The 13233-nt window shown below is 61.5% G+C and carries 11 protein-coding genes; 7 read left to right on the top strand and 4 right to left on the bottom strand.

Going from position 1 to position 13233, the window contains the following annotated elements:
- Position 1 precedes the first annotated feature (1 nt).
- The 4 genes from kdpB (at position 2) to J0G10_RS21595 (ending at position 6595) form a co-directional block, all read left to right on the top strand.
- Positions 2 to 2065, top strand: a complete 2064-nt coding sequence (gene kdpB, locus J0G10_RS21610) for a potassium-transporting ATPase subunit KdpB (RefSeq protein WP_220556667.1) — start codon at positions 2 to 4, stop codon at positions 2063 to 2065.
- A 455-nt stretch (positions 2066 to 2520) separates the two neighbouring features.
- Positions 2521 to 3066, top strand: coding sequence for a potassium-transporting ATPase subunit KdpC (kdpC, locus tag J0G10_RS21605; protein ID WP_095048532.1), 546 nt, complete (start codon positions 2521 to 2523; stop codon positions 3064 to 3066).
- Between the two features lie 130 nt (positions 3067 to 3196).
- Positions 3197 to 5848: a sensor histidine kinase gene (locus J0G10_RS21600; protein ID WP_095048531.1), complete on the top strand. Its 2652-nt coding sequence runs from the start codon at positions 3197 to 3199 to the stop codon at positions 5846 to 5848.
- Between the two features lie 48 nt (positions 5849 to 5896).
- On the top strand, positions 5897 to 6595 hold the full coding sequence (locus J0G10_RS21595; RefSeq protein WP_220556666.1) for a response regulator: 699 nt from the start codon (positions 5897 to 5899) through the stop codon (positions 6593 to 6595).
- A 141-nt stretch (positions 6596 to 6736) separates the two neighbouring features.
- Here the strand turns inward: J0G10_RS21595 and J0G10_RS21590 are convergent, their stop codons facing one another.
- Positions 6737 to 7786 (bottom strand): patatin-like phospholipase family protein, encoded by a 1050-nt coding sequence (locus J0G10_RS21590; RefSeq protein WP_095048529.1) that lies wholly within the window; start codon positions 7784 to 7786, stop codon positions 6737 to 6739.
- 216 nt (positions 7787 to 8002) lie between these two features.
- On the opposite strand from J0G10_RS21590, the gene J0G10_RS21585 reads away from it, so the two are divergent.
- The 3 genes from J0G10_RS21585 to J0G10_RS21575 all read left to right on the top strand — a co-directional run bounded on the left by J0G10_RS21585 (position 8003) and on the right by J0G10_RS21575 (position 10153).
- A complete protein-coding gene (locus tag J0G10_RS21585) occupies positions 8003 to 8281 on the top strand; it encodes a hypothetical protein (protein WP_007908543.1) in 279 nt (92 codons plus the stop codon).
- Between the two features lie 78 nt (positions 8282 to 8359).
- The gene (locus J0G10_RS21580) at positions 8360 to 9124 is read left to right on the top strand and encodes a CHAD domain-containing protein (RefSeq protein ID WP_220556665.1); all 765 of its coding nucleotides are present in this window, start codon (positions 8360 to 8362) and stop codon (positions 9122 to 9124) included.
- A gap of 234 nt (positions 9125 to 9358) precedes the next feature.
- Positions 9359 to 10153 carry an acyl-CoA thioesterase gene (locus J0G10_RS21575; protein WP_220556664.1) on the top strand — a complete coding sequence of 265 codons (795 nt, stop codon included), beginning with the start codon at positions 9359 to 9361 and terminating at the stop codon, positions 10151 to 10153.
- 1 nt (position 10154) lies between these two features.
- Here the strand turns inward: J0G10_RS21575 and J0G10_RS21570 are convergent, their stop codons facing one another.
- The 3 genes from J0G10_RS21570 to J0G10_RS21560 form a co-directional block, all read right to left on the bottom strand.
- Positions 10155 to 10520, bottom strand: a complete 366-nt coding sequence (locus J0G10_RS21570; protein ID WP_095048527.1) for a DUF962 domain-containing protein — start codon at positions 10518 to 10520, stop codon at positions 10155 to 10157.
- Between the two features lie 213 nt (positions 10521 to 10733).
- Positions 10734 to 12215, bottom strand: a complete 1482-nt coding sequence (locus J0G10_RS21565) for a methyl-accepting chemotaxis protein (RefSeq protein WP_095048526.1) — start codon at positions 12213 to 12215, stop codon at positions 10734 to 10736.
- A 175-nt stretch (positions 12216 to 12390) separates the two neighbouring features.
- Positions 12391 to 13197, bottom strand: coding sequence for a TatD family hydrolase (locus tag J0G10_RS21560; RefSeq protein WP_220556663.1), 807 nt, complete (start codon positions 13195 to 13197; stop codon positions 12391 to 12393).
- Positions 13198 to 13233 lie beyond the last annotated feature (36 nt).

The raw sequence follows: 13233 nt of genomic DNA, 5'->3' as shown, positions 1-13233 counted from the left end.
CATGAATATGCACGTTCCTGCAAAACCTGCAGAGCCGACCAAGTCGGCAGAAGCACCGAAAACCGCGATCTCGGCCCTGTGGCGGCCGGCGCTGGTGCAAGCTTTCGTCAAGCTCGACCCACGGCAACTGAAGCGTTCGCCGGTGATGCTGGTGGTTGAGTTGACGGCGATATTCACCACCGTGCTGTGCTTCATTCCTGACGCGGATGTACCGACCTTCGTGGCCGCGCAAATCGCCCTGTGGTTGTGGTTCACCGTGTTGTTTGCCAACTTCGCTGAAGCTTTGGCCGAAGGTCGCGGCAAGGCCCGTGCCGACAGCCTCAAGGCCGGCAGCGAAGGCCTCAGCGCACGTCGTAAACAGGCTAACGGCAGCTTGCAAGTGGTGCCAGCGGCAAGTCTGCGCAAAGGCGATGTGGTGCGCGTCGAAGCCGGGGAGATGATCCCCGGTGATGGCGAAGTCATTGAAGGTATCGCGGCGGTCAACGAAGCGGCGATCACCGGTGAATCGGCGCCGGTGATTCGCGAATCCGGCGGTGACCGTTCGGCCGTCACCGGCAACACGCGACTGGTCTCCGACTGGTTGCTGGTGCAGATCACCGCCAATCCGGGCGAGTCGACCCTCGATCGCATGATTGCGCTGGTCGAAGGCGCCAAACGCCAGAAAACCCCGAACGAAGTGGCGCTGGATATTCTGCTGATCGGCCTGACCCTGATCTTCCTGCTGGTGGTCGTGACCCTGCAACCGTTCGCCCATTTCGCCAACGGCAGCCTTCCGCTGGTGTTTCTGGTGGCGCTGCTGGTCACGCTGATTCCGACCACCATTGGCGGTCTGCTGTCGGCCATCGGTATCGCCGGGATGGATCGTCTGGTGCGCCTCAATGTGATCGCCAAGTCCGGTCGTGCGGTGGAAGCGGCGGGCGACGTGCATGTGTTGCTGCTCGACAAGACCGGGACCATCACCTTCGGTAACCGTCGTTGCAGTGCGGTGTATGCCGCGCCGGGTGTGAGTGGTCGCGAGCTGGCCGAAGGCGCGCTGTTCGCCTCGTTGGCTGACGAAACCGCTGAAGGTAAATCCATCGTCGAATACCTGCGTGGTCTGCACCCGCAGCCTGAGCCGGCGCTGGAAACCTTGACCGCTGTGCCGTTCAGCGCTGAAACCCGTTTGTCCGGCGTCGACTATCAAGGTCGTGTCTACCGCAAAGGTGCGGTGGATTCGCTGCTGAGTTTCCTCGGCCAAAAGCGCTCGGATCTGGCTCCGGCCCTGTCGCGGGAAATCGACAAGATCGCCCAGAGCGGCGGCACGCCGTTGCTGGTCTGCGCCGACGGCAAACTGCTTGGCGCGATCCATCTCAAGGACGTGGTCAAACCCGGCATTCGTGAGCGTTTTGCCGAACTGCGCAAACTGGGGATTCGTACCGTGATGGTCACCGGCGACAACCCGCTGACCGCCGCTGCCATCGCCGCTGAAGCAGGCGTCGATGACGTCCTCGCTGAGGCCACGCCGGAGAAAAAACTCGCGCGCATTCGTCACGAGCAAAACGACGGTCGTCTGGTTGCGATGTGCGGCGACGGCGCCAACGATGCCCCGGCGCTGGCCCAGGCTGACGTGGGTATGGCGATGAACGACGGCACCCAGGCTGCACGCGAAGCGGCGAACATGGTTGACCTCGACAGCGACCCGACCAAGCTGCTCGACGTGGTGCAGATCGGTAAGGAGTTGCTGGTGACACGCGGTGCGCTGACGACGTTTTCCATCGCCAACGACGTGGCCAAATACTTCGCGATTCTGCCGGCGTTGTTCGCTTCGATCTATCCGCAACTGGGCGTGCTGAACATCATGCAACTGACCAGTCCGCAGAGCGCGATTCTCTCGGCGATCGTCTTCAATGCCTTGATCATCGTTGTGCTGATTCCGCTGGCGCTGCGCGGTGTACGCGTGCAGGCGGCGAGTGCTGCAGCGTTGCTGCGACGCAATCTGCTGATCTACGGACTGGGCGGGATTCTGGTGCCGTTCGTGGGGATCAAGGCGATCGACATGTTGCTCACGGCGCTGCATCTGGTGTGAGGCCGGAAAAAGCCCCTCACCCTAACCCTCTCCCAGAGGGAGAGGGGACTGACCGAGTGGTTCAACAGAGGTACACCGACCTGAAATACCGAGCCGAACTCAGGTCTTGAACTGCACAAGGATCGGCTCCCTTTCCTCTTGTCACCTTCGTGGGAGAGGGGACTGATTGAGGTGTTTGCGAGAGCTACACCAACCTGAAATAACGAGCCGAACTCAGGTCTTGAAAAGCACAGAAATCGGCTCCCTTTCCCTCGCGCACTTATAGCGAGGGGACTGATTGAGGTGGTTGCATGAACTACACCGACTTGAGATACCGAGCCGAACTCAGGTCTTGAAAAGCATACAAGTCGGCTCCCTTTCCCCCTCGCCCCCTTGGGGGAGAGGGCTGGGGTGAGGGGGAAAAGATCTCCCTGACACCCCGCAAAAGTTTGCCCAACGAATTCGAGGATCTTGAAATGTCCACAATGATACGTCCGGCCCTGAGCCTGCTGGTGCTGATGACCCTGGTCACCGGTGTCGCCTATCCACTGGTGGTGACCGGTGTTGCGCAAGTCGCATTCCCCGCCCAAGCCAATGGCAGCCTGGTGCGAGACGCCGACGGCAAGGTCCGCGGCTCGTCGCTGATCGCGCAGGATTTTGTCGGCGATGCGTGGTTTCATCCACGTCCCTCCGCCGGTGCGTTTGCGACCGTTTCCAGCAGCGCGAGCAACCTGGCCCCGAGCAATCCGGCACTGGCAACCCGCGTGATCGACGACGCCAACAAACTCCAGGTTCCCGGCCAAGGCCCAGTGCCATTGGCCCTGCTCACCACCTCCGGCAGTGGCCTCGATCCGCACTTGCCACCGGCGGCAATTGCCTATCAACTGGCGCGAGTTGCGGCAGCGCGAAACTTGCCGGTATCGACTCTTCAGCAACTGCTCGATGCGCATATCGAACAGCCGCTGGTGGGGCCGCCGGTGGTGAATGTGCTTGAGCTGAATATGGCACTGGAAAAACTCTGAATCAGCGGCGCGGCCATTCGCGAGCAGGCTCGCTCCCACAGGAATATGCGTTCCAAATGTGGGAGCGAGCCTGCTCGCGAATAGGGCCGAAAGAACATCGCATAACTATCAGCAAGAGAGAACATCAAGCATGAGCGACTCCGGCCGCGCCGACGCGCTGTTAGCAGACCTGCCCCGTGACGGCCGTGGCCGGCTCAAGGTTTTCCTCGGCGCCGCTCCCGGTGTCGGCAAGACCTACGCCATGCTCCAGGCCGCCCACACGCAATTGCGCCAAGGCGTGAAAGTCATCGCTGGCGTCGTCGAAACCCATGGCCGCGCCGAAACCGAAGCGCTGCTCGGCGGCTTGCCGCAGCAAGCGTTGGTGCGCTCGGAATACCGTGGCGTGATGCTCGAAGAAATGGACCTCGACGGCATTCTCGCGGCCAAACCGAAACTGGTGCTGGTCGATGAGCTGGCCCACAGCAACGCCCCCGGCAGTCGCCACACGAAACGCTGGCAAGACATTCAGGAACTGCTCGCCGCCGGCATCGACGTGTTCACCACGGTCAACGTCCAGCACCTGGAAAGTCTCAATGATCAGGTGCGCGGCATCACCGGTGTGCAGGTGCGCGAAACCCTGCCGGACTGGGTGCTGCAAGAAGCTTACGAACTGCTGCTGATCGACCTGCCGCCGCGCGAATTGCTCGAGCGCTTGCGTGAAGGCAAGGTCTACGTGCCGGAGCAGGCGCGTGCGGCGATCGATGCGTTTTTCACCCAGACCAACCTCACCGCATTGCGCGAACTGGCGATGCAAACCGCTGCCGCACAGGTCGATAACGATCTCGCCCAAGGCTATCGCCAACTCGGTCAGGCGGCCCCGGCAGTGCGCGGGCGCTTGCTGGTCGGCGTCGATGGTGATGCTCAGGCCGAACGCCTGGTGCGCCATGCAAGTCGCGTTGCCCAGCGCCGGCATTTACCGTGGAGTCTGGTGCATGTCGATAACGGCAGCGTACGCGACGAGCAATCGCGCCTGCGCCTGCAAAGCGCTCAGCAACTGGCCGAGCGCCTGGGCGGTGAAGTGGTGTTGCTGCGCGCCGGTGAGGTGGCAAAAACCCTGATCCAGCACGCTGCCGAACGCCGTGCGAGCCTGGTGTTGGTTGGGCAGTCCCGGCCACGTCTGCGCCGGCGTCTATTCGGCGGCGGACTCGCAGCGCGCCTTCTGCGTCAGGCCCACGGACTGGAAATCAACGTCCTCGACAGCGATCAGCAACAGCATCAACCGCGCCCGCGCAACGCGCTGACCCTGGTGTGGTTCGACTATGCCTTGGCGCTGGTCGCCACCGTATTGGCCACCGCCCTGGCGTGGGCAGTGTCGAGCGTGCTGCCGCTGCCGAACATCTCGCTGGTGTTCCTTGCGGCGGTGCTGTTGGTGGCGGTGCGCAGCAGTCTCGGCCCGGCGCTGGCCTGTGCCGCGCTGTCGTTTCTGACCTATGACTTCCTGTTTATCCCGCCGAATTTTTCCTTCAGCATTCAGCGCGAAGAAGACGTCCTGACTCTATTGTTTTTCCTGTTGATGGCGGCGCTCACCGGCAACCTCGCGGCGCGTCAGCGTCGGCAATTGCAGGCCCTGCGCGACACCCAGGAAGAGACCACTGAACTGCTCGACCTGTCGCGCAAACTCACTGCCGCGACGGATCGCCAAGCGGTGGTCAGCGCTGCCGCGCAACACCTCAATGGCTGGAGCGATCTGCAGTTATGTCTGCTCAACCGGGACGGGCAGGGCGGCTGGAAGGTCGAGACCGGCGGGCCGTTGGAGTTTACCGAGTCCGAACGCGCCGCCGCTGACTGGGCCTGGCAACACGATCAACCGGCAGGCATGGGCACTGGCACGCTGCCGTTCGGACGCTGGTGGTGGTGGCCGCTGTCGGTCGAGGACGGGCCGCTGGCGCTGCTCGGTGTCTGCGCCAAAGAAGGCCAGACCTTGAGTGGCCAGCGTCGGCGCTTGCTCACCGCATTGAGTCAGCCGCTCGCCCAAGCGCTGGCGCGCGCGCAGTTGGCTGATGACCTGGAAGCCGCGCGCCTGCACGGTGAAACCGAACAACTGCGCAGTGCCTTGTTGGCCTCCGTATCCCACGATTTGCGCACGCCGCTGACGGCCATGCGCGGCAGCATCGACAGCCTGTTGGCCCTCGGCGAAGCGATCCCGCTGGAAGATCGTCGTGAACTGCTCGAAGGCACCCGCGATGAAGCCGAGCGCCTCGATCGCTACATTCAGAATCTGCTCGACATGACCCGCCTCGGCCACGGCGCGCTGAAGCTGGCGCGGGACTGGGTGTCGCCGGCCGATATCGTCGGCAGTTCGCTCAATCGCCTGCGCGCGGTGCTCGCGCCGTTGCAGGTCAGCACTGATGTGCCGGCCGAGTTACCGCTGTTGTTCGTGCATGCGGCGCTGATCGAACAGGCGCTGGTCAATGTATTGGAAAACGCCGCACGTTTCTCACCCGCTCACGGTCGCTTGCAACTGAGCGCAGGCGCGGATGACCAAGAGATTTTCTTCTCGGTCAGCGACGAAGGGCCGGGGATTCCGGAGGATGAGCGGGCGAAGATTTTCGACATGTTCTACACCGCTGCCCGAGGGGATCGTGGCGGCCAGGGCACGGGCCTCGGCCTAGCGATCTGTCAGGGCATGGTCGGCGCACACGGCGGGCGCATCAGCGTCGCCGACGGCATCGAGGGACACGGCACCTGCATCACTTTGCACTTGCCGTTGCAGACGCAACCGGGGATGGACGATGAAGGCTGAAGCTGACTGCGCTACTCTCTTGCCAATCATTTGTGTTGATGTGAATTCATGAGCCAGACCACGACCATTTTGGTCATCGACGACGAACCGCAGATCCGTAAGTTCCTGCGCATCAGCCTTACCTCACAGGGCTATAAAGTGCTCGAGGCCGGCAACGGTGCCGAGGGTTTGGCGCAAGCGGCGCTGAACAAACCGGACCTGCTGGTGCTCGATTTAGGCCTGCCGGACATGGATGGCCAGCAAGTGCTGCGCGAGTTTCGCGAGTGGGCGACGGCGCCGGTGCTGGTGCTGTCGGTGCGCGCCAGCGAAGGGCAGAAAGTCCAGGCGCTGGATGGCGGCGCCAATGACTACGTGACCAAGCCGTTTGGCATTCAGGAGTTTCTCGCCCGAGTCCGCGCCTTGTTGCGCCAGGCTCCGGCAGGGGAGGCGCAGCAGGCGGCGCTGAGCTTCGGCCCGCTGACCGTGGATCTAGCTTATCGGCGGGTGTTGCTCGACGGTGTCGAAGTGGCGCTGACCCGCAAGGAATACGCGGTGCTGGCGCAACTGGCACGGCATCCGGGGCGGGTGATTACCCAGCAGCAATTGCTCAAGGATATCTGGGGGCCGACGCACACCGAGGACAGCCATTATCTGCGGATTGTGGTGGGGCATTTGCGCCAGAAGCTGGCGGATGATCCGACGCGGCCGCGGTTTATCGTGACCGAGGCGGGGGTTGGCTATCGGCTGTTGAGTGACAACAGTCTTTAGCCATTTGTTGTCCCGGCAGACGCCATCGCTGGCAAGCCAGCTCCCACAGGTTTTTCAGCTGTGATTGAAATCTGTGTATCACCTCGATCACTGTGGGAGCTGGCTTGCCAGCGATGAGGCCCTTAAAGACTGCGGAAAACTTCAGGGCTCTCTGCTCTGCTCACTGTCATACCGATCCAGCGTATCCCGCGCAATCTCGCGTCCCAACGCGATCAGCTCCGGCGCCTTGTAAAACTCGAAAAACCGGCACACCCGCTTCGGCACATTGATCAGGATATCCGGCGGATATCCGGCGATCTTGTACTGCGCCAGCGAGGTCTGCATCACCTCGAAACTCTGGTTGATCAAGTCCAGCAACGAGGCCGGTCCGACGTTATCGATGATGAATGAACCGGTCGCCGATTTCGGTGCGCCTTCACGCTCGGGCGCGGCTGCCGGTTGCTGGCTCTCCGGCTCGGCGCCGTCCAGCCAGGGATTGATGTCCGCCGCTTCGGCGCGCAGCGCTTCCTGTTCGAGCCGCAACAATTGCTCGGCCTGTGTACGGCGGAATGGCATCTTCGATCCCAGCGAACTGATCAGGCTATCGAAGCGTGAGCGAAAAGCGGCAGGGCGCTGGATCACCGGCAGTTTGTAGTGACGCTGATTGGTCGAATTGAGATTGACCGCAATGATCAGATCGCAGTGGCTCGACACCACCGGCACGATCGGCAACGGGTTGAGAATGCCGCCGTCGACCAGCATGCGATTGCCCTGCATCACCGGGGTGAACAGGCTGGGAATCGCCGCCGAGGCTCGCATCGCCTGATGCAGGCAGCCTTCCTGAAACCAGATCTCCTGCTGGTTGGTGAGGTCAGCGGCGACGGCGGTGTAGGGGATGCGCAAGTCTTCGATGTTGACATCGCCGACGATCTTGCGGATCTGCCCGAAGACCTTTTCGCCGCGAATCGCGCCGAGGCGAAAACTCACGTCGACCAGGCGCAGCACATCCAGATAATCGAGACTTTCGATCCAGTTCTTGTAAACATCGAGTTTGCCGGCGGCGTAGATCCCGCCGACCACGGCACCCATCGAACAGCCGGCAATGCAGGCGATTTCGTAACCGCGTTTCTCGATCTCTTCAATGACCCCGATATGGGCATAGCCCCGGGCGCCACCGGAGCCCAGTACCAGCGCGACACGTTTTTTTTTCATCCAGCGTCCTCCCGACAAGGTTCCACAATGCACCCATCGCCGGGCAGGCTCAATCGCCGAGGTCGTTGAGTGCGCCGGTGACGTCGTTTTTTCGCTACTGCATGGCCCTTCAGCGCTATCCTTCTCAGTTGCGCGGTTTCACCCGCCGGCAAGGCACTTTTTCGCAGCCTTACCGTCTTACCTGCACGACTGTTGACCTATTTTGAGGTGTGAGTGATGAAAGCCTGGATCTGTGTGCCGTTGATGGCTCTGGCATTGGCCGGTTGCGCCGGTAAAACCGCTTACCGCGACAGCTGCGGCAGCCAGCTCGACGCGGCCTGGCATGAGCTGGATCTGGCCAAGGCTGAAGGCTTTGCCGGCACTGTCAGCTACTCCAAAGCGTTGTCGCTGCTGACCGCTGCCAAGACTCAGCAGCAATTCGAAGGGTTCGAAGGCTGCAGCAAGAAAGCCGAGAAGGCGCGTTTCTACATTCGCGAATCCCGCGCCGGCCGCTAAGCTGCTGACGTGAAGCAAGGAGGCTGCGTTCGCTGGGCAGCAGAATGATCTTCAAGCCATTTGAATCAGGAGCAAGTGATGTCTGCGTTGGTTGACCGGTTGGTGGCTCATGTCCTGAGTCTGGAAGTGCGCCTGCTAGCCTGTCAGGCACGGCTCACTGCACGGACCGACCCCGAGGCGCTGCATGATCTGCGCACCACAGTGCGGCGCTTGCGCAGTCTGTTGCGGCCATTGCGTGGCTTGCCCGGGGTCGAGCAACTGGAAGATGCCGCCTCGGCGGTCGGCCAATTGACCACGCCGTGGCGTGATCGCGAAGTGCTCGCGGCGTATCTGCTCCTGCATGATCAGCCTGAGGCCGCGCAACGGCGCATGGCGCAAATGGCCGAGGCCTATCCGGCGCTGGCGGCGAGCGCCGAGGTGGCTTCGCTGTTGATGATTCTCGACGCTTTCCCGCGATTTCTGCGTGCGTCTCAGCGTCAGGGCTTGCTCAAGGGCTTGGACAAACGCATCGAAAAACGCTTGGGCAAGCAATGGCAGAAACTCGACGAGGCGCTGCACGACCCCGCTCACGACCGTCATCGCCTGCGCCTGTTGATCAAGCGCGTGCGCTACGGCATCGACGCCTATCCCGAACTGGATCGCTTGCCCGAGGCGGCGCTGGCTCGCCTCAAGTCTGCCCAAGGCGCGCTGGGCGACTGGCACGATTGCTGGCAGTGGCTGGCGAAGGCTGAGCTTGAGGCGGATCTGCAGCCCTGTGTCGCCACTTGGCAGGCGACCATGATCAAAGCCGAAAGCAAGGCTGATCGCGTGCTGGAAAAACTCAGTTCAGCCTGCTTCAAATAACCTTAGCCCCGCGATATCCCCTGTAGGAGCTGCCGAAGGCTGCGATCTTTTGATTTTGATTTTTAACAACAAGATCAAAAGATCGCAGCCTTCGGCAGCTCCTATAGGGTTTTGTGTCTGTATTTGAAATACGCTAAGGCCTTTCTGTCAGCCCATTTGACCGGAATAGACGCTGCGGCGCTCTGCAGCTCTGGTTAAGATCCCTGCATTCCTTTCTTGTTTTCTGAGGTTGCCATGCGCTTTAGCGATCTGCTCGAGGCGGTCCGCCGCCAACCGGAACTGACGATCCCTGCCGAATGGGGCCAGGGCCGTGCCAGTTTCGGTGGTCTGGTGGCTGCGCTGCAATACGAAGCCATGCGCGCGAAAGTCCCGGCAGATCGCCCGGTGCGTTCGCTGGCGATCACCTTTGTCGGCCCTGTCGAACCTGAAGTCCCGGTGAGTTTCGAAGTCGATGTACTGCGCGAAGGCAAGGCCGTCAGCCAGGTCATGGGCCGGGCGATGCAGAATGGTCAGGTGGTAACGATCGTTCAAGGCAGCTTCGGTGCTTCGCGGCCGTCGGAGGTGGCAGTCGAAGCCTATCCGGCGCCGTCAATGAAACACTGGGACGAATGCCAGGAATTACCCTATATCAAAGGCGTGACCCCGGAGTTCATGCGTCATCTGGCAATGCGCTGGAGTGTCGGCGGCATGCCGTTCACCGGCACGCAATCGCGGCTGATGGGCGGCTGGGTGCGCTTGCGTGGGGATGTCAAAGAAGAACCGGTCAACGAGGCGCATCTGCTGGCCTTGGTCGATGCGTGGCCGCCCGCGCTGTTGCCGTATCTGAAGAAGCCTGCACCCGGCAGCACGCTGACCTGGACCATCGAATTCGTTCAGCCACTACGCGACTTGAGCACGCTGGACTGGTGCCAGTACCTGGCCGACATCGAGTATGCCGCCGATGGATACGGCCATGTCGCCGCCAAGTTGTGGAGCGCGGAAGGAGAGTTGATTGCGATGAGTCGCCAGACCGTTACGATTTTCGCCTGACTCAATGCCGACGGTGGCGTTCACGCCAGGCGCGCCACCAGCCGCCACTGAGAAAGAAGCGCGGGAAGGTCAGGAACTGCTCGACCAGTAAACGCGACATCGCATCTTTACGATCACTGAACGGCTCGGAGGCTTGCGCCTCCAGGCTGTGGCCGTGGCGCTGCAAACCCAGCGCCGCGATGATGCCGATCACGCCGATGGCCACACTGGCCAGACTCAGGCTGAACACCCCGGAGACGATCAGCAGAAACGCGACGATAAACAACGGCACGGCAATCAGGTGCAGCACCAGATTGGTCGGGTGCTGATGATTGCCCGGGTATGCGCGCCATTGCCACGCGGGAAGGTTGGGATGACGTTTGCCCATGTTTTCTACTCCTCGATCCTTGTTGAACACATGGTTGAAGAATAGGCCTGGGCACGGAGGGCGGCGAATCAAGGTTGGCTATTGAAGTGATAGGCGTCATCGCAAGATTCGATGTTGCCGGGGCTGACGCTTTCGCGAGCAGGCTCGCTCCCACATTGGATCAGTGCGCACACAAATCCCCTTGTGGGAGCGAGCCTGCTCGCGAAGGGGGCATCAGAGTTTCAGTTGACCGATCGCCTTGCTCAATTCCCCGGCCAACGTCGCCAGTTCATTACTCGTGGTCGCCGAATCCACAGTCTGCTGCACCGTGTTCTCGGTCACATCGCGAATGCTCACCACCGCTCGGTTCATCTCCTCGGCGACCTGACTTTGCTGCTCCGCTGCCACGGCAATCTGCGTATTGCTTTCACGCATCTGCGCCACCGCGCCGGTGATTTCCGCCAGCGCCGCGCCAGCCTCCTGCGCCTGCTGCACGCAGTCGTCGGCCTTGTACGAACTCTCCTGCATGAAATCCACCGCATCGCGAGTGCCGGCCTGCAAGGCCGAGACCATCGTGGTGATCTCGTCGGTCGAGGTCTGCACACGTTTGGCCAGGTTGCGCACCTCATCGGCCACCACCGCAAAGCCGCGGCCCATCTCACCGGCGCGGGCCGCCTCGATGGCGGCGTTCAGTGCCAACAGGTTGGTTTGCTCGGCAATGCTGTGAATCACGCTGACCACGCCGTTGATCTTCTGACTGTCCTCGGCCAGCCGTTGAATCATCTCGGCCGTCTGCTGCACTCCGCTGGAGAGTCCGGCAATCGACTGCTGCACCCGCGCGACCACTTGCTGACCGCTGCCGGCGAGGCCATCGGCGGTCTGCGACAGGTCGCGGGTGGCGCCGGCGTGCTGGGCGATGTGGTAAACGGTGGCGGTCATTTCGTTGATCGCGGTGGCGGCCTGATCGGTTTCGCTCTGCTGGCCGAGCATGCCGTGGCGCACTTCGTTCATGCTCGACGCTAGCCGTGCCGCGCCGACATCCAGTTGCCGCGCGGTGTTGGCGACGGTCGTCACAACGCGCTGGTAACCGGCCTGCATCGCGTTAAACGCATTGGCCATCTGCCCGACTTCGTCTTTGCCGGCCAGCGGCACACGGGCCGAGAGATCGCCGCTTTTCTCGACGTGGAGCATCACGTCTTTCAAGGTGTTGAGCTGGCTGAGCAGGAAGCGGATTAACAGTTGCGAGGCGCACAGCATGGCGAACATCAGGATGAACACCGCCACCGCATAGTTGGCGAAACGTTCGCTGAACACTTGGCTCAGGCTCGGACCATAGGCAATCACCGCGACCTGCTGGCCATCGGCGCGGCTGAACACTTCGGCGCCCATCAACGGATTTTCGCCGAACAGCGGCAGGTGATTGATCTCGTTCCAGCCGTTGCTTTCCGTGATTTCCAGCAAGGGCTGATCATTCAGGCGCGGTGCTTCGCCGCGTTTGAAGGTCAACACCTGATCGGCCTTGGGCAATGGCTGACCGACCGGCCAGGCTTTAAGCAGTTGTGCTTGGGCTTGCGCCGAGGCCTGTGATGCGTGACTGCGCGCCTGTTGTTCGAGTTGCACGGCGTACAGCACCAGCAACAGGGTAGTGACGAAGGCGACCGCATTGACCGCCCAGAATTTGTATTTCAGCGAGATATTGCTAAGCCAGGCACCCATGGAGGTCTTCTCTGATAGCGGAAACAGTTTTGGCAAGGTGCCATTATTGTGCCGCTATGCAGAAGGCTCGATTTGATGTGGGTCAAGAGATCAAAAGATCGCAGCCTTCGGCAGCTCCTACATTGGGATGGCGTATGCCCTGTAGGAGCTGCCGAAGGCTGCGATCTTTTGTGGCTTACGCCAATGCGGGAAGGTTGTAGAACGCGCGGGCACACGCGGTGGTGTGTGCCGCCAGATCTTCCTCGGTTTCGCCACGATGCAGCGCCACTTCGCGCAGTACTTCGGTCAGATAGGCCGGCTCATTACGCCCGTTCTTCGGCTTCGGGCGCAAGGAGCGCGGCAGCAAGTAAGGCGCGTCACTTTCCAGCATCAAGCGCCCGCGTTTGATCTCTTTCACCAGCGGATGCAAATGCGTGCCACGGCGCTCGTCGCAGATCCAGCCGGTGATGCCGATATGCAGATCCAGGTCGAGATAGCTGAACAAGGCTTTTTGCTCGCCGGTGAAGCAATGCACTACAGCGGCGGGTAATTGATCGCGGAAGTCTTTGAGTATTTCCAGCAGGCGCTGGCTGGCGTCACGCTCGTGCAGGAACACTGGCATTTGCAGTTCAACGGCTAGCGCCAAGTGTTCCTCAAGGACTTTTTCCTGCTGTGGGCGCGGGGAGAAATCCCGGTTGAAATCCAGCCCGCATTCGCCTACCGCGACGACATTGGATTCTTTCAGCAAATTGCGCAGGCGGCGCGCGCTGTCTGCGTTCCAGTCGCTGGCCGAATGCGGATGAATACCGGCGGTGGCGAACAGGCGCTGGCCGCTTTCATCGAGTTGCTGGCACAGCTCCAAGGCTTGCTCGCTGCCCTCGACGCTGGTGCCGGTCAGCACCAGTTGGCATACGCCCGCGGCATAGGCGCGCTCGAGTACGGCCTGATGTTTGTCGGCGAAACTGGGGTTGGTCAGGTTGACGCCGATATCGATGAGTTGCATGGTTGCTACCTCGGGCCGAAGGCCGGAAAGCATACC

Origin of the sequence: Pseudomonas germanica (genome assembly GCF_019614655.1) — a bacterium.
GTDB classification, from domain to species: Bacteria; Pseudomonadota; Gammaproteobacteria; order Pseudomonadales; family Pseudomonadaceae; genus Aquipseudomonas; species Aquipseudomonas neuropathica.
Note: the sequence above shows the minus strand (reverse complement) of the source record. Positions and strands in the feature narration are given on the sequence as shown.